The organism is Marinobacter sp. L-80 (genome assembly GCF_056859395.1).
Window position 1 is genome coordinate 59,785 of the sequence record NZ_JBSXOI010000049.1, and the last position, 19,058, is coordinate 78,842.

A 19,058-nucleotide genomic window follows, 5' to 3' on the forward strand; every position below is an offset into this window, starting at 1 on the left:
CCCGTTGCCTGGTTACAGAATCTCAAGTGTTGATTCGATAATTCCGTCGGCGGTCGTGGTGTCGCCCGCCATCTGGGTTGGCGCCATGCATTCGAGGTTCTCGTTGACCACGGTGATGGGAGCCGATATTGATGGCACCCTTCCTTCAGTCGTCTGTTTGCTCACGAACAGCATGTACTCGCCGGCGGGGACCACGTTGTGGTTGTCTGGCATTTTCAGGGTCAGCTTGTTGCCGTTGCCTCTTTCCATGACCAGTTCAATGGCGCGCTGGTCGCCATCAATCACATGGGTCATGACCGTCCGGCGAATCAGCAGCGCCTTGTCGATCTGGTCGGCCTGGTCAACCTTTATATTGAAGCGATCACCAATGCTCAGGTTGCGCGGCGCGCTCTGGATTTCCGGGCGGTCGTCACGCATGGCATAGGGTGGTGTGTAGATTTCAAAGCTGGGATCCCGTCCGTCATACGGCGCCAAACCGAAGTCCTGAAGATCGACGAAGGTCAGGTAGGCGGTATTGATCGGCGAATGCCCGGCAATCATCACACGACCGTCTTCCATAAGTACCGCTGTATTGTGGTAAGTCCGTGCCCTGTGGCCCGTTGCCATTTCAGTCCACGTGCCCGTTTCCGGATCAAAGCGCTCGGCCGTGCGAATTGGGCCCTCAAGGCCGGGTGCTACGACACCATCGCGGTTGCCGCCACTGAATACCATGACGCTGCCGTCAGGCATGAGAACATTGGTGCCATACCAGCGTGGCTGGTTGAGCGAGCCAGTGAGTCTTGATTCGTAGCCGATGTCATCGCCATTCGTGGTTATGCGGTCGATCCGGCTCTGATCCGTGGGCAGGTAGCCGCCGGGATTGGTCAGTAGAGCGTAACTGGGAACACCACCGGCAGTCAGAAGCTCGACGTCCGTGTACTCACCGTTGGCGTTTGGCTTGAGAGGTAACATGGTTGAGGACGTGGAGCCGCGCATGCCACCGGCAATGGCCATTCGAAGGTCGTCCTCTGAAACGCCCAGCTCTGCGCCGCTCTCCAGCAGATCAGACGGAGCTTCCAGCACATCGCCCAGCAATGAGCCGATCTGGTCCAGGGAAAGATTGGTGATATTCAGTGTGCTGCTGAGCTGGTCCAGCCCGACTTCATCCAGTCTCAGGGGCAGTCCGGCATAGCCGATGTCGTTCCAGCGCTGGGTTGCGGGATTGTAGCTGGCGACAATGTTCCACAAGGCCTGGTCATACCCCTGGCCAAATGGATTGAACGCCTGGCCGCCCGCGTTATAGAGCACGTGACCGTTGGGCAGGAGATGCATTCGCGGGTAAAGCGGCAGTGACCTGTCTGCGGTCGAAGGATTCTCCGTCCACACGCCTGCGCAAGGGTTGTAGGTTTCCGTTTGGACGACGTTGCGTCCGCTATTCAGAGGCTCGTCCGGATAGACGGGCTTCAAAAGCTTGGTGACGCCGCTCGCCACAAAGACGTCGCCATTGCCCAGAGTGACCAGCGACGGGTACCAGCGGCCGTAGGTCATATCACCGCTCTGGCGCCAGGTGTTGGTCGCCTCATCGAATATCCGCGAATTCTTGATGCCTTCCAGCTCTGCAACGCCGAGTGGCAGGCCGTCTATGCCGGGCTCCGAGTAGTAGTCGGTGCCACCGACAGCCATCACATCGCCGTTTGCGAGGCCAATAACATCCGAGCAGAACAGCGCACCGTCGTTTTTACTGGTGTTATCTGCAGTATCAATCAAGCCGTCGAGTTCGGTGCCGTTGAGGAGGGTCTCGCTGTCATTGCCGTCCGGATTGGCACCGGCATCCAATGGGGACGGTTTGAGCCAGGACGGGTTGTCGCTTTCATCAAGCGACAATACACGGGTCTGATCGTTGACCGAGACTTCGCCGAATTCGGCGACGATTGACAGCTCGACGTTTTCGGTACCCTCGAGCGCATTCAGGTAGAGTAGGCGACCGTCTTTCAGCAGGGCCATGGTACCTGCGGCCGGTTTGCACTCATCCATGCCATCGGCCCGGGTGATGCATTTCTCATCGGTTTCAACAGCTTCACCGTCGACGATGATGGTTGGTTCCGCAAAAGGTTCGCTGAAGTAGCCTTTTGCCGGGTCTCTGTCCTGGTTCGTCTGCACTATTGAATCATCGGTAGATGATCCGAGTAGCCCGCCAAGGAGCCCCGCGCTGGCTGGGGTGGCTCCTGCCGTGATGAGAAAGAGCGAACCGGTAAGCTGACACAAGCGATTGGAATTTCTGGACATGAAGTCCTCCTGATCTTGTTGTTGTCGGAGCGGGATGAGGTATCCCACTTGCAGAAACGGATCAGGTCTTCAAAAGTTGCAGTGATTGTAAAAAAATTTGAAATTTACAGGCCGAGATCGCCCAAAAGGGCACTGAGAGTCGCTTTTCCCTTTTTCTGATTGGCTTCCACATCCAGGTCGCCAGTCCCCTCCCATTTGAGGTCTTCCTCGGGCAGCTCATCAAGGAAGCGGCTCGGGATGGTTTCGAGTTTCTCGCCGTACTGTTTCCGGGTCGCCGCGTAAGTCAGGGTCAGCGTTTCCCGGGCGCGGGTAATGCCCACGTACATCAGTCGCCGTTCTTCCTCGATATTACCTTCTTCAATACTGCTTCGGTGGGGCAGGATTTCTTCCTCAAGCCCCATGATGAACACGTGGGGAAACTCCAGGCCCTTCGACGCGTGCAGGGTGAGCAGCTGAACCTTGTCGCTGTCATCGTCCTCTTCCCGCTGTTCCATCATGTCCCGAAGGATCAGTTTGGTGATGGCATCCTCGATGCCGAGCTCATCGGCCGTGCCCTTGCCATCGTCGAGCATGCGCTGGATGGACTCCACCAGGTACCAGATGTTCTCCATCCGCCGCTCGGCCTGTTTGGGGGTGCCGGAGTGCTGGTGCAGCCACTCCTCGTATTCGATGTCCGTGAACAGCTGTTTGATCACGGGTATCGGGTTCTCGCTGTGCAACCGCTCGCAGGTGGCATCCACCCAGTGGGCAAAACGCCGCAGGCGATCCAGCCCCTTCTCGGTCACGTGGGTCTCTGCGCCCATGTCACCCAGGGCCTTGAACAGGCTGACGTTGCGGGACCGGGCGTAGTGACTGAGCTGCTCCAGCGTGCGCGGACCGATCTCCCGGCGTGGCACATTGACCACCCGCAGAAACGCGGCGTCGTCGTCCGGATTGATCAACAGCCGCAGGTAGGACATGGCGTCCTTGATCTCGTTCTTCGAGAAAAACGACTGGCCGCCGGAGATGCGGTAGGGGATCTGGTAGGCCTGCAGTTTCATTTCCAGCAGTCGTGCCTGGTGGTTACCCCGATACAGCACGGCAAAGTCCCGGAAATCGAGCCCTTTTTTTAGTTTCTGGTCGAGGATCTCGGTGGCAACGCGGTCGGTTTCCGCGTCTTCGTTGCGGCATCGGACAATCCGGATTTCCTCGCCGATGGTGTGATCACTCCACAACGCCTTCTCGAACACGTGGGGATTATTGGCAATTACTGTGTTGGCACTGCGCAGGATCCGGGCAGTGGACCGGTAATTCTGTTCAAGCTTGACGATTTTCAGGCTAGGGAAGTCTTCCTTTAGCTGGGCCAGGTTTTCGGGCCGGGCACCGCGCCAGGCATAGATGGACTGGTCGTCGTCTCCAACCACGGTAAACGCGGCCCGCTCGGCCACCAGCTGCTTGACTAGTTCATACTGGCACACGTTGGTGTCCTGGTATTCATCCACCAGCATGTAGCGAATCTTCCGCCGCCATTTCGCGAGCACGTCCGGATTCGAGCGGAACAGCATCACGGGCAGCAGGATCAGATCATCAAAATCGACCGCGTTGTAGGCTTTCAGGTACTCGTTGTATTTCTTGTAGATAATGGCAATACGCTGTTCACGCTCATCGGCAGCCTTGCTCAGGGCCTCGGCGGGCCCCCGCATGGCGTTTTTCCAGGAGGAGATGGTCATCTGGATGTCGTTGAGTTCGTCCCCGGCCTCGGCGCTGGCTTCCCGGAGCATCAGATCCTGTAACAGGGCCTTGGCATCCTCGGCATCAAAGATCGAGAAGCCGGGGTGGTAGCCAAGATGCGTGTGCTCCTCACGGATCATGTTGAGGCCAAGATTGTGAAAAGTAGATACAATCAGGCCCCGGGTCAGCTTCCGGTCAACGATCCTGCCAACCCGCTCTTTCATTTCACGGGCAGCCTTGTTGGTGAAGGTGACTGCGGCAATATGACGCCCCGGTATTCCAAGTTGCTCGATCAGGTAGGCAATCTTGCGGGTAATCACGCTGGTCTTGCCACTGCCTGCCCCGGCAAGCACCAGCATCGGGCCATCGGCATAGCGGACTGCTTCGCTTTGTCTCGGGTTGAGCTTGTTCACAAATAAATGGCCAGAATGGAACGAAATGGGGATAACGGACGTGGGCTTATTCTACACCAGACAGAGTTACTGTACCTTGGGGATCTATAGACTATGATTAACAGAACGGACTCGGTTGTTCACGCATAAATGGATCCTGCTTGATGACACTGCCACTGGAAACCATGAGGCCCGGACAGTTGCGCCTTTTGGTTCTTACACCAGACTACGCTGATTTTCTCTGGCTGAATGCTCTTCTGGCGGGTGACGTCGACATCAGTGCGGACGCGACCTGGTGCCCGGATCTGGTGGATTGTGATGATCTGATCCGTAACGCCAGTTTTGATGTCATCGTCTGGGACTGCGTGTTCCATGGTGGCTCAGAGGCGTCTTTCCTGCAATATCTGGCGGTCGCCAGCAATGAAAAACCGGTTCTGGCCCTCAGTGCCGAGCCGCCGATGGAGCGCGCGCCAGAGTTGCTGGCTGCCGGAGCTGCCGATTACCTTTGTCGTCAAACCCTGGACCACTGGACGTTCCGTCGGGCCGTGAAATGCCTCTGGTATCGGGACCAGTTGTCCGAGTCCGCCCATGGTCAGCTGGGCCGCGAAGTCGCCACCGGTTTTATCAACCGGGACCTTTTCTTCGATCGTCTCCAGCAGGCCTTGCTGCGGGCTGAGCGTGCAGGCCATCGGCTGGCCTTGTTGCACCTCAATATCGATGACTTCCGCAGCATTAATGAATCTTTCGGTTACCAGAAAAGCGACCAGTTGATGATGAAGCTGGCAGAGCGTCTTCGTCATTCTCTTCGTCGCGTCGATTCGCTGATGCGTATCGGGGGTGACGAACTGGCCATTATTGTTGAAAAGGTCGAGGACTCCCTCGATATCACCCAGATTATCCGCAAGGTGGTCAACGCCCTTGATGAGCCGGTTACGATTGATGGCCAGACGGTCGTGGTCAGTGCCAGCCTTGGTGTCGCAACCTACCCGGAAGCCGGAGACAGCGCCGAGAATCTGTTGCGCCGGGCCAACCGCGCCATGTTCGAAGCAAAACGGGATCCGGGCACCAGCTACCGTTTTTACGACCGCCAGCTGCACATTTCCGCCGGTTACCAGCTTCGTCTGGAGGCAGACCTCCGCAACGCCCTTCGAGGCAAGGAACTGGAGCTTTACTATCAGCCCCGGATTGATCTGGCCACGGAAGAAGTACGGGGTGTCGAATGCCTGTTGCGCTGGAATCACCCGGAGCGCGGGCTGGTGGGGCCGGACGAATTCATTCCGGTTGCCGAGCGCAGCGGGTTGATCGTGCCCATTGGTTACTGGGTCATCGAGCAGGCCTGCAAACGCCTGCAGGAGTCCGCCGAGCTCGGTTTCCCCGGGCTGGTGTTCGCGGTCAACCTGTCGTTCAGGCAGTTTCACGATCGCAAGATGACCGAAACCATTTTCCGCATCATCTTTAACGCCAACGTGGATACCAGTCTGCTGGAGCTGGAGCTGACCGAGAGTGCCATGATGCACGACCCGGAGTACGCCCAGCGCTGCCTGCGGGAATTGAACCAGCTGGGTATCAGTTTTGCCCTGGACGATTTCGGCACCGGCTTTTCATCGTTGAGCAATCTCCAGCATCTGCCCATCTCGCTGGTGAAGATCGACAAGTCGTTTGTGCAGGAGTTGGGTAATTCCGCAGACGCCGAACACATTATCCGGGCCATTATCAGCCTGGCCCACAGCCTGCAGATCAGCGTCGTCGCCGAAGGCGTGGAAACCGAAGGGCAACTGGAGTTTCTGCGCCAGCAGCATTGCGATGAAATCCAGGGCTATTACTACGCCCGGCCCATGCCCTGGGCGGATCTTGTGCAATTCCTGAACAAGCGGGGACAGGCCGCTTGCCTGCAGCAGTAAGCCGCTGTACCTTTGCTGGTTTATTGGCAAAGCATCAGACAGAGGTTGCATGAACAGTATCTCCAGGCGTATCGCCGAGGAACTCGGTGTCCGCGAGCAACAGGTTAATGCCACCGTCGAACTGCTCGACGAAGGCGCGACCGTTCCGTTTATCGCCCGCTACCGGAAAGAGATCACAGGCTCACTGGATGACAGCCAGCTGAGGAACCTGGAAGAACGTCTGCGCTATTTGCGGGAACTGGAAGACCGTCGTGCCACTATCCTCAAGAGCATTGAGGAGCAGGGCAAGCTGACCGACGAGCTCAAGGCCACCATCCAGGACGCCGACACCAAGAACCGTCTGGAAGATCTTTACCTGCCCTACAAGCCCAAGCGCCGGACCAAGGCCCAGATTGCCCGCGAGGCGGGTCTGGAGCCGCTGGCTGACGCCCTCTATGATGATCCGACTCTCGATCCTGAAACCACTGCCCAGGGCTACCTGAACAAAGAAGCCGGCGTGGAAGATACCAAGGCTGCCCTGGATGGCGCCCGCTACATTCTGATGGAGCGGTTTGCCGAGGATGCCGAGCTGCTGGGCAGCCTGCGGGACTTTATCTGGCAGGAAGGCCAGCTGAACGTCACCGTGGTGGAAGGCAAGGAAAACGAGGGGGCCAAGTTCCGTGATTATTTCGACCACGTTGAGCCGCTTAAGAAAGTTCCGTCCCACCGTGCCCTGGCCATCCTTCGGGGCAGGAACGAGGGCGTTCTTGGTTACACGATTGTTGTTGGTGATGCCGAGGATGACCGCCGTGCGCCCCACCCGGCCGAGCAGCGCATCGCCGCTCGCTGGAATATCCGGGACAATGGTCGTGCTGCCGACAAATGGCTCTCGGAGGTGGTTCGCTGGACCTGGCGGGTGAAACTCTCCACCCAGATTGAAACCGATCTCATGGCACAGGTCCGCGAAGCGGCAGAAACCGAAGCCATCAACGTGTTCGCCGCCAACCTCAAGGATCTTCTGCTGCTTGCGCCGGCCGGTCCACGTCCGACCCTGGGCCTGGATCCAGGGCTACGCACCGGGGTGAAAGTGGCTGTTATCGATGGCACTGGCCAGGTGGCCGGCCACGGTGCCATCTTCCCCCATGCGCCGCAGAACCAATGGGACCGTTCCATCGAGCAGCTGGCGGCCTGGTGTCGGGAGTACAAGATTGAACTGGTGGCCATTGGCAATGGCACCGCTTCCCGGGAAACGGAGAAGCTGGTCGGCGACCTCAGCAAGCGTTACCCCGAATTGAAGCTGGCCCGGATCGTGGTCAGTGAGTCCGGTGCTTCGGTCTATTCAGCCTCCGAGTTCGCCTCAAAAGAACTGCCCGATCTGGATGTCACCATTCGCGGCGCGGTGTCCATTGCCCGCCGGTTGCAGGATCCGCTGGCCGAACTGGTGAAAATCGAGCCGAAATCCATCGGGGTGGGGCAGTACCAGCACGACGTTTCCCAGGTGCAGCTGTCACGAAGCCTCGATGCCGTAGTGGAAGACTGCGTAAACGGCGTGGGTGTGGATCTGAATACCGCGTCAGCGCCACTGCTGGCAAGGGTCTCGGGCCTGAACCAGACCATCGCCCAGAACATCATTGAGTTCCGCAACCAGAACGGCATGTTCCGCAACCGGAAACAGCTGCTCAAGGTCACCCGTCTCGGGGACCGCACGTTCGAGCAGGCGGCGGGTTTTCTGCGTATTGCCGGCGGCGAGAACCCCCTGGACCGGTCCTCCGTGCACCCGGAAGCCTATGGCGTGGTCGAGGCCATCGCCCGGAAAAATAATCGCGAAGTGGGCGATATCATCGGCGATTCCTCGTTCCTGCGTGGTCTGAATCCCCAGGATTACGTAACAGAACAGTTCGGTTTGCCGACTATCAAGGACATCATCTCGGAACTGGAGAAACCGGGGCGGGATCCGCGACCGGAATTCAGGTTCGCAAGTTTTGAGGAAGGGGTCGAAACCCTGAGCGATCTCAAACCCGGCATGGTGCTGGAAGGGTCGGTGACCAACGTGACCAACTTTGGCGCGTTTGTGGATATTGGTGTGCATCAGGATGGCCTGGTGCACATTTCCGCGCTGTCCCACACCTTCGTCAAGGATCCCCGAGAAGTGGTCAAGGCCGGGGATATCGTCAAGGTTAAGGTGATGGACGTGGATATCCCGCGCAAGCGAATTGCCCTGACCATGCGTATGGACGATCAGCCTGGCGAGAAAAACGAAGGCAAGCCAATGGCTGCCAACCGCTCCGGAGCCAGCCGCAAGGGCGGAAACCGGAATGCCGGTAATGGCGGTTCCGGTCAGAAATCCCCACAGGGCGCCATGGCTGGTGCGCTGGCCCAGGCACTTGCCTCGGCGCGCAAGGACAGCTGACGGGTTTACAATCTTTTCACCGGCCGGTTATGCACAAGAGCAAGCCGGCCGCAGCAGGAGTCGACCATGGCTGAATCCCGCCATTCCGTATTTCGTCAGTTCGCTGCCAGCGACTGGGATGGTTTCCTCAAGGGTGTCGAAAAAGAAGGGCTGCGGGTGGATCGCAACGGCTTCATCGCCCAGACTCCGCACCCCGAAGCCCTGGGGTCGGCGCTTACCCATCCGAGGATTACCACCGACTATTCAGAGGCCTTGCTGGAGCTGATCACGCCGGTGTTCGACAGCACGGCAGGCATGCTGAAATCGCTGCGGGATATCCACACGTTTGTGCAGCAGAACCTGGGTGACGAAGTGTTCTGGGCGACAAGCATGCCCTGTGAGCTGGATGGTGACCCGAGTATCCCCATCGCCGAGTATGGCAGCTCCAATATTGGCCAACTCAAGCATGTTTACCGGCAGGGACTGGCCGTGCGCTACGGCCGTATGATGCAGAGCATCGCGGGCGCCCACTACAATCTGTCCCTGCCCGACAGTTTCTGGCACAAGTGGCAGGAATTGCTGGGCAACGAGCAAAGCCTGAAAGACTTCAAGTCGGACCAGTATTTCTGGCTGATTCGCAATTTCCGCCGCCGCAGCTGGCTGCTGATGTTGTTGTTCGGTGCTTCGCCCGCCCTGGATGCCAGCTTTGTAGCCGGCGTGAACCATGATCTCTCGCGATTTGATGAACGCACCTGGTTCGGTGAGTACGCAACCTCGTTACGGATGGGCGATCTTGGGTACCACAACAACGCACAGGCATCCCTGAATATCTGTTTCAACGAGCTGAGCACCTACACCCAGACTCTGGATCGGGCCATTCACACCACCTGGCCGGCGTATGAGTCGATCGGCACCCGCCGGGGCGACAAGTTCATCCAGATCAACACCAGCGTACTGCAGATCGAGAACGAGTATTACAGCGCGGTGCGCCCCAAACGCACGACGCAGCGTGAGGAAAAGCCCATCCAGGCCCTCGAAGCCCGGGGTGTGGAGTACATTGAGGTGCGATGTTTGGACCTTGATCCCTTCTCGCCGGTTGGTGTGAACGAGGCCCAGATCGATTTTCTGGATCTGTTCCTGCTGGACTGCCTGCTAGCAGACTCTCCCCGAATTGGCGATGCCGAATGTGAACGCCTGGATGACAACTACAAGGATGTGGTCGCCAATGGGCGTTATCGAGAGTTGGCGCTTTGCCGTGGTGGGCATCGTACCCCGGTATCCGACGCTGCGAACGACATTCTGTCGCAGCTGGAGCCCCTTGCGGAACTGCTCGATAGTTGGCGGGGTGATGACACCTACCGCAACGCCCTTGCCGCCCAGCGCGAAGTGTTGACCGGTGAATGGACCGTGCCGTCTGCCCGGGTTCTCGATGCCATGCGTTCCTCTGGCCTGGGTCACCGGGAGTGGGGTATGGAAATGGCGCGGCAGCATCAGCAGAGCCTTAGGCAGGAAGGTCTTGGTGATGATGTGCGCCGCGCGTTTGAGGCTATGACGTCAGAATCCCTGACCGAGCAGGCCGACATGGAAAGCGCCGATACCCTGTCGTTCAGCGAGTTTCTGGAACAGTACCTGCGCTCTTGAACGTTGGGTTCGGGAGGCGTCGCAGGAGTCTGCGGACCTGACGCACAGAAACTGAACAAAGATTTGTCTCCCTCCGGTCCGGCTGTTAATTTTTGTAACATCAGGATCGGGAGGGGATTGCGATGGCAAGGGATATCAAACTCGGCTGGGACGTGGAAGCCCTGAACAAGGCTTACCGTCAGGGCTATATGGCGGCCAACATGGGCATGGACAAATCCCGCTGCCCCTATCGTGGTGACGTCGTTATTGCGGCCTGGGAAGCCGGTTGGGATGATTCCGATCAGGTGGCCCGTGATGACCGCGACCAGTCAGATGATCTGTTCTCGCGGATCGCCTGAACCACTGGCCGGTTCCAGCTTCACTTCTGCACGACAAACTCCGTAAACAGCACGCCGGCTATGCTTTCGCCGGTCTGCTGCTCTTCCAGTACCGCATTGATTCGCTGTTTGGCTTCTTCGCGCAGCGCCTCCTGGCCCTCCATTGAGGTGAGGCGATCGGTATCCGTTTGCTCACCAAACAGCATGACCAGTTCGTGTCGCAATCGGGGCATGTGAGCATCCACGGCAGGCCGTGCGCTCGCGCTGTTTGCCCGCAGACTGACCGCGGCTTTCAGATAGGTTGGCTTGTTGCCGGGCGTACCCACGTGGGTCACGAACGGTGGATCCATGCTGATGTAGTCGGTAAAGCTGTTTTCTTCTTCAGCCACGTCCTCGTCGGCATTTTCCTCTTCCTGGGAAACGGCCGGCAAAGAGATCGTTGCAAACAACAGAAAAAGAAGCGTCAGAACAGATTTTGGCTGGCGTGTCATAGGCTTGAAGTTGATCGTGGTTTAGGGTTAAGTGACGAGAATAGCAGGCCCTGTGGCCGCTTGCAGTTTCAATTCACGATTCGAGGTGTTCTTTTGACCAGCAGATGGGTTTTCGGGCTTATTTTCCTTGTATGTGCCGCACTCCTTGGTGTGGCTTTTTATATGGAGCATGTGATGGGGCTCGAGCCCTGCCCGCTTTGCTGGTTACAGCGCTTCGGTTTCATGGGTGCCGGTCTGGTCAGTTTCCTGGCCTTTCTCCATGGCCCCACCGGATTCGGCGTGCGGATCTATGGGTTCCTGCTGGTGCTGACCGCCGGAGCAGGGCTGGGTGTCGCCGGGCGGCAGTTGTGGCTGCAGAGCCTGCCGGCGGACCAGGTGCCGGCATGCGGGCCTTCGGTGGACTACATGCTGGACGTTCTGCCGTGGTTCGAAGTTCTGTCTACCGCGCTCCAGGGCACCGGGGACTGCGCTGAAGTGGTCTGGCGGTTCCTGGGTTTGAGCATTCCCGGCTGGACTGCTGTCTTTTTCTCGCTGCTTGTCATCACCGGTCTGGTTTTGATGTTTCGCCGGCAAAAACCCCGGGAATGGATTCGAGGCTGAAACGGTTGCGGGGAACCGCAGCCATGGGGTAACTTGATCCAAACCTAATAAAAATCAAAACCGAAACAGAAGTAGTCAAGACAAGCGGAGAACAGGCGTCATGTTGGAAAATTGCCGAAATGCCAGGGAGCGCTGGGGCGGCGTCAGCGAGCTGATTGATCGCTGGCTCAAGGAGCGTCAGGAGCTTCTGGTGCATTACTGCGACCTGTCCGGAGAAAGCGACTTCTCGCAGACCGAAGCATTGAGAGAAAAATTCGTGCGCCTGTGTGAAGTTCTGGTGGACTACGTGTCTACCGGTCATTTCGAGATCTACGAGCAGTTGGTGCGAGAGGCCCGGGAATTTAACGATGGCGGGTTGGAGCTGGCTGCCAAGGTTTATCCCCGTATTGAGCAAACCACCGAGGTTGCCCTTAACTTCAATGACCGGCTGGATGGCCGGGATTTGTCCGAAGAGGATGTCAAAGAACTGTTCGGTGAATTGTCGAAGCTGGGTGAAACTCTGGAGACCCGGTTCGAGATGGAGGATTTCCTGATCGAGCATCTGCACAATGCCCATGCCGGCAAAGTAGCCTCTGCCTGAGAAATCCCTGAATCAAAAAAAGCCCCAGTCCGGTATCGCCGGCTGGGGCTTTTTCGTGTGGCAGCCTCAGAACTGACAGCTGCCTGTTCTGGCGCTTAGTCTCCGGAGCCAGGGTTGATCTCGAGTAGCTCGACATCAAACACGAGGGTCTCGTTGGGGCCGATCGCCCTGTTGCCGCCGGGGCCGTAGGCCAGATCGGACGGAATGTAGAGCTTGTAACGGGCACCCTCGCTCATCAGCTGCAGGCCCTCGGTCCAGCCGGGAATCACCTGGTTCAGGGCGAAGGTAACCGGCTCACCGCGCTCGCGGGAGCTGTCAAATACTTCACCGGACAGCAGTTCACCGGTGTAATGCACCTGAACGGTGTCTGTTGCTGCCGGCTTTTCGCCGTCACCCTGCTCAAGTACTTCGTATTGCAGGCCGGATTCAGTGGTTTCCACACCTTCACGCTCTGCGTTCTCGGCAAGGAAGGCTTCGCCGGCATCCAGGTTCTTCTGGGCCAATTCTTCCATCTGCTTGCCCTGCTCTTCCTGCAGCTGCTGCTGGTAGGTCATCAGAGCCTGCTGGATTTCCTCGCGGCTCATGCGCTTGGCTTCTTCATCGCCGGCGTGGCCGTGCTGGATGCCCTGGAGGAACTGGTCCATCTGCAGATTCGGCAGGTCGTTACCCATGCGCTCACCGAGAACCAGGCCCATGCCATAGCTCACCTTCTGATCGGTGGAATCCAGTTTCGGTTGTTCCGGGGCTTCGGGGGGTGTGGAACAGCCGGCCACGAGGCCGGTCACTGCCAGTGCAAGGAGCGTTTTCTTCATTGCATTATCCTTTAACGTCGGTGCTTGGGGCAGGGCCCCGCGTTGTGTTTGTCAGAACGCAGAAGGTAACGGGTTCCGGCATCAGATGCCACTGAACATGTGTTAAGAAACCGGACGTGTCAGCTCAGCTGCCGTTGGTACCGGCAGCTGAGGGACCCAGGGAGAAAGGTGCGCTGTAGGGAGATTGCCAGTCTGTTTCCGGCTCCTGCGGCTGAATCCGGGGGAAGACCTTGTCACGTCGCTCGATAGCGAGGGTGTTCCAGCGGCCCTGTTCGGGCGGCTGGTCAGCGTAGTGCCAGTTGCCGTCGGTATCCTGCCATTTGAACACGATTTCGGGGCCCTCGGTGGGAATCGGGGACGGGACCAGTCCTTCAAACGCGGGAATCTCGGGCTGCTCGTGCTCTGCCACAGGTTCGGAGACCTGCTCCGGGTCGTTCAGACCGAAGAAAATCAGCAATAGCAATAACCCGAGAGCCGGGAACGAGAGCCGTATGAGCCATTTCATCATCATGGCTGATGGTCTCCCTTGGGAAAGTGGGCCAGAGTATCGGCCAGTGTATTCAGCAAGGGCCTTGCATCGTCCTCAACGGGTAAGGTCGGTGCTGCCGCAAACAGATTGTTGATGATCAGTGCGTCGCGTCCCTGCATGTCTGCGTGTTCCGGGTTAATGGTCATTAGCGTTCGCCAGCTCAGGGCCAGTTCAATCTGTTCGGCTTCAAGCTCCAGGCCGGCGATGCCGGTGCGAAGCTTCTGACAGTTGTCGGCGCTGCCGGGCAGCGATTTCCGCGCGCTCCGGAGGGCAACGGTTACACGGTCGCGCCACTCTGTTACCGTAGCGTCCTCGACCCCGGCGAAGACCCTGCCAGAGAGTGCAAGCCAGGCCGCACCGAGAATCCGCGTTACGCTCCAGCCCTGATTCTGAAGCGCCAGGCAGCTGTTCTGGACATCCGGACGTTTCCAGAACGCCAGGGCAAAACGCCAGAGCGGGTTGTCCGGTTCCAGATCTGCCGGAAGTTCCAGCGGCGGTGTCGAAAAATCCGGGGTGGTCGCCGAGCGGACCGACATAGGCGCTGTGCCTTCCCTGAACACTTTACGTTGATAAAATGAAAGCATGTTAACGATAACCGATCTCAGTTTACAACGGGGCGGCGTCTGGTTGCTAGAATCCGTCAGCCTGACGGTGCAACCCGGCCAGCGTGTCGCGATCGTCGGTGCCAATGGTGCCGGCAAGTCCAGTCTTTTCCAGCTCTTGCTGGGCCAGTTGGCGCCAGAGCAGGGCGCGGTCTCTCTGCCGGGTGGTTGCCGGATTGCCCACATGGCGCAGGAGGTAGAAGCCACCGAGCGCAGCGCGAGGGATTTTGTTCTAGATGGCGACCTGGATTTGCGCCGCCTGGAAGGTGAACTTGCCAGGGCCGAGGCCGCAGGTGACGATCATGCCATTGCCCGCATACACGGTGAGCTGGATGTGCACGAGGCCTGGTCCGCCGGCCGCCGGGCCGAGGCCTTGCTGCGCGGGCTGGGATTCTCGGACGAGGACGCGAACCGGCCGGTATCGGCGTTTTCCGGTGGTTGGCGAATCCGCCTGAACCTGGCCCAGGCCCTGATGCGACCGTCCGATCTGCTGCTTCTGGACGAGCCCACTAACCACCTGGATCTGGATGCCTGTCTGTGGCTCGAGAATTGGCTGCGGCGCTATCCCGGTACCCTGCTGTTTATCTCCCACGACCGCGATTTCATGGATAGGGTCGCTACCCATGTCGTGCATTTCGATCGCCGTAACCTGGAACTGTATACGGGTAATTACTCAGCCTTTGAGGGCCAGCGCAGTGAGCGTCTGGCCCAGCAGCAGGCCGGTTTTGAACGCCAGCAGGCCAGGATCGCCGAAATCCAGCGGTTCATCGATCGGTTCAAGGCCAAGGCCACGAAGGCCCGTCAGGCCCAGAGCCGCGTCAAGGCTCTGGAGCGGATGGAGCGCATTGCCCCGGCCCATATCGATTCGCCGTTCAGCTTCGAGTTTCCGGTGGCCGAGAAGGTTTCCAATCCGCTGTTGTCGATACGCAATGGCAAGGCCGGGCACGGCAGTACTGCAATCCTCAACAGCATTAACCTGACCCTGTTGCCGGGCAGCAGGGTCGGGCTGCTGGGTCCCAATGGTGCGGGCAAGTCTACCCTGATGGATGCACTCCGGGGTGAGGGCACGTTGATGTCTGGTGATCGTACCTGTGGCGAGCATCTGGCCATCGGCTACTTTGCCCAGCATCAGCTGGAGTCCCTGGATCTGGATGCCAGCCCTTTCCTGCATCTTCAGCGGCTTTCCCCGAAGGCGTCAGAGCAGAGTATACGGAATTTCCTTGGTGGCTTTGATTTTCATGGCGATGAAGCCCTGAGTGCCATCCGGTCGTTTTCCGGTGGCGAAAAGGCCCGCGTGGCGCTGGCCGTGATCGCATGGCAGAGACCCAACCTGCTCCTGCTGGACGAGCCCACGAACCACCTGGATCTGGAAATGCGCCAGGCTCTGACCATGGCGCTGCAGAACTTTGAAGGCGCTATTGTGGTGGTTTCTCACGATCGGCACTTGCTAAGGAACACCGTGGACGAGTTCTGGCTGGTCAATGATGGTCGGGTAACGGAGTACCAGGGCGATCTGGAAGACTATGAGCGTTGGCTGGCGGACCGCCGGAAAGACGAAACCGAGGCACCTAGGAGAGTGCCGGTCGGCCAGGAGGGGGTGCCCGAGGCCGCTGAGGCGGTGGGCGAGAGTGCCGAAGATCGGAAGGCGCGCAAGCGGGCAGAGGCGGCTCTTCGCCAGAAACTCAGCCCCTACCGTAAAAAACAGAGTGCGCTGGAAAAGGAAATGGACCAGCTTCAGCAGAAGCTGTCAGCTCTGGAAGAGCAGCTATCCGAACCCGACCTTTACGACGACAGCGGCAAGACCCGTCTGAAAGAGTTGTTGGGGGAGCAGGCCACCGCAACCGCCCGCCTGGAAGAGGTGGAGGCGCAGTGGCTTGAAGTCAGCGAAGAGGTGGAGTCCCTGGAGGCCGAGTTGGCTGGCTGAGCGCGCTCAGCCGCCGTTCAGTTCCAGAACAAAGTCCTGTTTGGCGAGATAGTCCCGTTCGTTTTCCAGGTCGGCCAGGGTCAGTGGCCTGTCATCCAGCCAACCTGACGGAAACTCCAGCACCAACTTGTCCTTGTGTGCCGTCAGGGTGAAGGCCGGAGGCGGCTCCATGTTGCGTGGGTGTTGAATCAGAACCGCCAGGCGCACCAGCACGCAGAGGTAACGCAGCCTGGCAATGTCTTCCGGGTCCAGGCCCTCGAAGATTGCCGAGGCGAATTTTCTCCGGTGGCCGCGCACGAGAGTTGCCAGGTCGCGCTGGAACTGCTGGGTGAAGCCGGGCAGATCCGAGTAGCGCAACAGGTAGGCGCCGTGTTTATGGTACTGGCTATGGGAAATGGTCAGGCCGATCTCATGCAGTCGGCAGGCCCAGCGCAGTACTTCTTCATCTGCCGGGGTGTTCAGGGCCCAGGCGTCGGCAACCTGCCGCCATGCTGCCACGGCAGTTTCCTCAACGGCAGCGCCATGTTCCTGGTCAACGTGGTAACGCTCCTGAAGCGCGGAAATGGTTCGCTCACGGACATCCTCGTGCTGGATTCGCCCGACAATGTCGTAAAGCAGACCTTCCCGCAGAGCACCATCGGCGAACGCCATGTCCTTGATACCAAGGGATTGGAATGCCCCCATCAGGATGGCAAATCCGGCCGGGAATATGCTCTGGCGGTCCGAGCGTACGCCCAGATCTCCCAGTTTTTCTGTTTTACCCATGTCCACCAGCCGCTTGCGAAGTTCCTGCATGGCGGCGAGGGTAATGGTGCCGTCGGTGATCTTCAGGGTCGCCAATACGCTGGCAATGGCTTTGATCGAGCCGGATGAGCCCACCGCACTTTGCCACCCCACGGAGCGGTAATGCTGGCGGATGTTGAGCAGTTCCTGTTCTGCGTGGGTCACTGCCTTGTCCATCTGCCGCCTGGTTATCTTGCCGTCCGGGAAATACCGGTTACGGAACGACACGCAACCCATGTGCAGGCTTTCAAGCTCCTGGGGTTCAAACCGCTGGCCGATGATGAATTCGGTGCTGCCACCGCCAATATCGATAACCAGTCGACGCCCGATGTCGTCGGAGAGGGTATGTGAAACCCCCAGATAGATCAGGCGTGCTTCCTCGCGGCCGGCAATGATCTCTACCGGATAGCCCAGCGCTTCTTCGGCCCGGGCCATGAACTGATGGGCATTGCGCGCCACGCGAAGCGCGTTGGTGCCGACAATCTGCACCGCCTCTGGCGGCATGCCCTTGAGCCGTTGAGCGAAGCGTCCCAGGCAGGCGAGGGCCCGCTCCTGGGCGTCTTCAGTGAGCCGGTTGTATTGGTCCAGCCCAGCTCCGAGCTGAACCTTTTCTCCCATCTTCTCGAGGGTCCGGATTTCCCCATGCACTAGTCTGGCAACCACCATGTGGAAGCTGTTCGAGCCCATGTCGATGGCTGCGAGTACCTCGGATGAGGCGGCAGCGTTTTCGGCGGTGGATGCGGCCGTCACGTGGTCGGAATCCTTTTGAGATGAACGTGCGGGGTACTATAAGCGAAATCCCTCAGGCCTGTCAGTAACCGGAAAACCGCGCATTTGACGAGGGTCAGGCCTGGATCGGTTCTTACCGCTTCACATCCGGCTGATCAATCGCGTAAAGTATGTCTTACCGTGATTTGGGTGAAAGGTTGTTCGTATAACCCGGACAGCCTTCAGCGACAGTCAACAGCACCTGTGCCCGGCAGGTTATTCCCTGAAAGGGACATGCCGATGTGCAGCAGTAGTGCATGAATCAGGAAAAGGTAATGAGCGGAAATATCGTAAATGTAACCGACGCTTCTTTTGAGCAGGATGTACTGCAGTCCGACGTCCCCGTTCTGGTGGACTACTGGGCAGAGTGGTGCGGCCCCTGCAAGATGATTGCCCCGGTGCTTGAAGAGATTGCCGACGAATACGACGGCAAACTGAAAGTCTGCAAGCTCAACATTGACGAGAACGAGCAGACCCCGCCGAAGTTCAACATCCGCGGTATCCCCACCCTGATGCTGTTCAAGAACGGCAACGTGGACGCCACGAAAGTCGGCGCACTCTCCAAATCCCAGCTGGCGGCTTTCCTGGACAGCAATCTCTGATTGCAGGCAGGTCACCAGAAACCGCCCCTGAGCCCAGGCTCACGGGCGGTTTTTTTATGGCCAGTTACTTCCAGTCCTCGGAGCGCGCCCGATCGGATTCTTTCTGTTCCACCCAGTGCTCTCCATCTGAGGTGATTTCCTTTTTCCAGAACGGAGCGGATGTCTTCAGGGCATCCATGATGAACTCGCAGGCGGCGAACGCGTCTCCACGGTGCGCGCTGCAAACCCCGACAAAGACAATCTGGTCGCATAGCGCCAGCCGACCGACCCGGTGAATTACCCGGGCCTCGCGCACATCCCAGCGTTTTGAGGCATCATCAATAAGCCCCTGGATCACCTGTTCCGTCATCCCGGGGTAGTGCTCCAGGTAAAGTCCCGTGACGCCCTGCAGGTCGCCACTGTCCCTCACCAGGCCAGTAAACGTCGCAATGGCACCGGTGCCGGCCCCGCTGTCACGGAGTGCGGCATATTCCTCGGCAACATCAAAATCCTCAGACTGGACCGAAATCATTTCAACCTCCGGTTACCGGCGGGAAGAAGGCCAGCTCATCGCCGGCTTTTACCTCGAAGCCCGGTTTGGCCATGGCCTGGTTGATCGCGATCATCACGGGTTGGTCGCCCTGCAGCTGGCTCCAGGGGCCGCCCTGATCTGCCAGCTCCGCGAGTACATCGCCGGCGGTCAGCCCGGGTCTGGCATCGATAGTCAACTGATCGGTTTTCAGTTCCTCGCGCAGGCGGGCAAAGAAACGCACCGTAATCGTGTTATCACTCAT

General features: G+C 58.7%; 17 protein-coding genes. 8 read left to right on the top strand and 9 right to left on the bottom strand.

The annotated features are described in order from the left end of the window. Positions 1-12: 12 nt before the first annotated feature. A complete protein-coding gene (locus AC13E3_RS05300) occupies positions 13-2,265 on the bottom strand; it encodes a galactose oxidase early set domain-containing protein (RefSeq protein ID WP_104271554.1) in 2,253 nt (750 codons plus the stop codon). A 104-nt stretch (positions 2,266-2,369) separates the two neighbouring features. Then, positions 2,370-4,388, bottom strand: a complete 2,019-nt coding sequence (rep, locus tag AC13E3_RS05305; protein WP_014575829.1) for a DNA helicase Rep — start codon at positions 4,386-4,388, stop codon at positions 2,370-2,372. Between the two features lie 143 nt (positions 4,389-4,531). Between rep and AC13E3_RS05310 the strand changes: the two genes are divergently transcribed. The 4 genes from AC13E3_RS05310 (at position 4,532) to rmf (ending at position 10,615) form a co-directional block, all read left to right on the top strand. Further along, the gene (locus tag AC13E3_RS05310) at positions 4,532-6,268 is read left to right on the top strand and encodes a putative bifunctional diguanylate cyclase/phosphodiesterase (RefSeq protein ID WP_014575830.1); all 1,737 of its coding nucleotides are present in this window, start codon (positions 4,532-4,534) and stop codon (positions 6,266-6,268) included. Between the two features lie 49 nt (positions 6,269-6,317). Next, positions 6,318-8,657, top strand: a complete 2,340-nt coding sequence (locus AC13E3_RS05315) for a Tex family protein (protein WP_053114130.1) — start codon at positions 6,318-6,320, stop codon at positions 8,655-8,657. A 66-nt stretch (positions 8,658-8,723) separates the two neighbouring features. Beyond that, complete coding sequence (gene gshA / locus AC13E3_RS05320; protein ID WP_008169925.1) at positions 8,724-10,277, top strand: glutamate--cysteine ligase; 1,554 nt, start codon at positions 8,724-8,726, stop codon at positions 10,275-10,277. Positions 10,278-10,399: 122 nt separating this feature from the next. Further along, a complete protein-coding gene (rmf, locus tag AC13E3_RS05325; RefSeq protein ID WP_482901794.1) occupies positions 10,400-10,615 on the top strand; it encodes a ribosome modulation factor in 216 nt (71 codons plus the stop codon). 20 nt (positions 10,616-10,635) lie between these two features. On the opposite strand, the gene AC13E3_RS05330 is transcribed toward rmf, so the two are convergent. Further along, complete coding sequence (locus AC13E3_RS05330) at positions 10,636-11,085, bottom strand: flagellar basal body-associated FliL family protein (protein WP_053114134.1); 450 nt, start codon at positions 11,083-11,085, stop codon at positions 10,636-10,638. Positions 11,086-11,178: 93 nt separating this feature from the next. Between AC13E3_RS05330 and AC13E3_RS05335 the strand changes: the two genes are divergently transcribed. After that, positions 11,179-11,685, top strand: a complete 507-nt coding sequence (locus tag AC13E3_RS05335) for a disulfide bond formation protein B (protein WP_175497417.1) — start codon at positions 11,179-11,181, stop codon at positions 11,683-11,685. A 100-nt stretch (positions 11,686-11,785) separates the two neighbouring features. Further along, the gene (locus AC13E3_RS05340; protein WP_008169916.1) at positions 11,786-12,265 is read left to right on the top strand and encodes an Rsd/AlgQ family anti-sigma factor; all 480 of its coding nucleotides are present in this window, start codon (positions 11,786-11,788) and stop codon (positions 12,263-12,265) included. A 95-nt stretch (positions 12,266-12,360) separates the two neighbouring features. On the opposite strand, the gene bamJ is transcribed toward AC13E3_RS05340, so the two are convergent. From bamJ to AC13E3_RS05355, 3 genes are all read right to left on the bottom strand, one after another. After that, complete coding sequence (bamJ, locus tag AC13E3_RS05345; RefSeq protein ID WP_008169914.1) at positions 12,361-13,077, bottom strand: BamJ family beta-barrel-assembly machinery protein; 717 nt, start codon at positions 13,075-13,077, stop codon at positions 12,361-12,363. Positions 13,078-13,201: 124 nt separating this feature from the next. Beyond that, complete coding sequence (locus AC13E3_RS05350; protein ID WP_008169912.1) at positions 13,202-13,588, bottom strand: DUF4124 domain-containing protein; 387 nt, start codon at positions 13,586-13,588, stop codon at positions 13,202-13,204. Continuing rightward, complete coding sequence (locus tag AC13E3_RS05355; protein ID WP_008169909.1) at positions 13,585-14,142, bottom strand: TIGR02444 family protein; 558 nt, start codon at positions 14,140-14,142, stop codon at positions 13,585-13,587. Before AC13E3_RS05355 ends, AC13E3_RS05350 begins: the two co-directional genes overlap by 4 nt. 46 nt (positions 14,143-14,188) lie before the next feature. Between AC13E3_RS05355 and AC13E3_RS05360 the strand changes: the two genes are divergently transcribed. After that, positions 14,189-16,132, top strand: coding sequence for an ATP-binding cassette domain-containing protein (locus AC13E3_RS05360; RefSeq protein WP_273070149.1), 1,944 nt, complete (start codon positions 14,189-14,191; stop codon positions 16,130-16,132). 6 nt (positions 16,133-16,138) lie between these two features. On the opposite strand, the gene ppx is transcribed toward AC13E3_RS05360, so the two are convergent. Beyond that, positions 16,139-17,665, bottom strand: coding sequence for an exopolyphosphatase (ppx, locus tag AC13E3_RS05365; RefSeq protein WP_008169902.1), 1,527 nt, complete (start codon positions 17,663-17,665; stop codon positions 16,139-16,141). A 293-nt stretch (positions 17,666-17,958) separates the two neighbouring features. Between ppx and trxA the strand changes: the two genes are divergently transcribed. Next, positions 17,959-18,285: a thioredoxin TrxA gene (gene trxA, locus AC13E3_RS05370; RefSeq protein WP_008169901.1), complete on the top strand. Its 327-nt coding sequence runs from the start codon at positions 17,959-17,961 to the stop codon at positions 18,283-18,285. A gap of 64 nt (positions 18,286-18,349) precedes the next feature. Here trxA and AC13E3_RS05375 read toward each other — a convergent pair whose 3' ends face one another. Together AC13E3_RS05375 and AC13E3_RS05380 are read right to left on the bottom strand one after the other, a co-directional pair. Then, a complete protein-coding gene (locus tag AC13E3_RS05375) occupies positions 18,350-18,796 on the bottom strand; it encodes a molybdenum cofactor biosynthesis protein MoaE (RefSeq protein WP_482901795.1) in 447 nt (148 codons plus the stop codon). Between the two features lies 1 nt (position 18,797). Then, positions 18,798-19,058: a MoaD/ThiS family protein gene (locus AC13E3_RS05380; protein WP_008169896.1), complete on the bottom strand. Its 261-nt coding sequence runs from the start codon at positions 19,056-19,058 to the stop codon at positions 18,798-18,800.

Bases quoted from the DNA above. Each gene is read 5' to 3' on its own strand.
- AC13E3_RS05330 (WP_053114134.1), bottom strand. From the start codon at position 11,085: ATGACACGCCAGCCAAAATCTGTTCTGACGCTTCTTTTTCTGTTGTTT.
- AC13E3_RS05350 (WP_008169912.1), bottom strand. From the start codon at position 13,588: ATGATGATGAAATGGCTCATACGGCTCTCGTTCCCGGCTCTCGGGTTA.
- AC13E3_RS05310 (WP_014575830.1), top strand. From the start codon at position 4,532: ATGACACTGCCACTGGAAACCATGAGGCCCGGACAGTTGCGCCTTTTG.
- bamJ (WP_008169914.1), bottom strand. From the start codon at position 13,077: ATGAAGAAAACGCTCCTTGCACTGGCAGTGACCGGCCTCGTGGCCGGC.
- AC13E3_RS05380 (WP_008169896.1), bottom strand. From the start codon at position 19,058: ATGAGTGATAACACGATTACGGTGCGTTTCTTTGCCCGCCTGCGCGAG.
- AC13E3_RS05375 (WP_482901795.1), bottom strand. From the start codon at position 18,796: ATGATTTCGGTCCAGTCTGAGGATTTTGATGTTGCCGAGGAATATGCC.
- trxA (WP_008169901.1), top strand. From the start codon at position 17,959: ATGAGCGGAAATATCGTAAATGTAACCGACGCTTCTTTTGAGCAGGAT.
- rmf (WP_482901794.1), top strand. From the start codon at position 10,400: ATGGCAAGGGATATCAAACTCGGCTGGGACGTGGAAGCCCTGAACAAG.
- AC13E3_RS05300 (WP_104271554.1), bottom strand. From the start codon at position 2,265: ATGTCCAGAAATTCCAATCGCTTGTGTCAGCTTACCGGTTCGCTCTTT.
- AC13E3_RS05315 (WP_053114130.1), top strand. From the start codon at position 6,318: ATGAACAGTATCTCCAGGCGTATCGCCGAGGAACTCGGTGTCCGCGAG.
- gshA (WP_008169925.1), top strand. From the start codon at position 8,724: ATGGCTGAATCCCGCCATTCCGTATTTCGTCAGTTCGCTGCCAGCGAC.
- AC13E3_RS05340 (WP_008169916.1), top strand. From the start codon at position 11,786: ATGTTGGAAAATTGCCGAAATGCCAGGGAGCGCTGGGGCGGCGTCAGC.
- AC13E3_RS05360 (WP_273070149.1), top strand. From the start codon at position 14,189: ATGTTAACGATAACCGATCTCAGTTTACAACGGGGCGGCGTCTGGTTG.
- AC13E3_RS05355 (WP_008169909.1), bottom strand. From the start codon at position 14,142: ATGTCGGTCCGCTCGGCGACCACCCCGGATTTTTCGACACCGCCGCTG.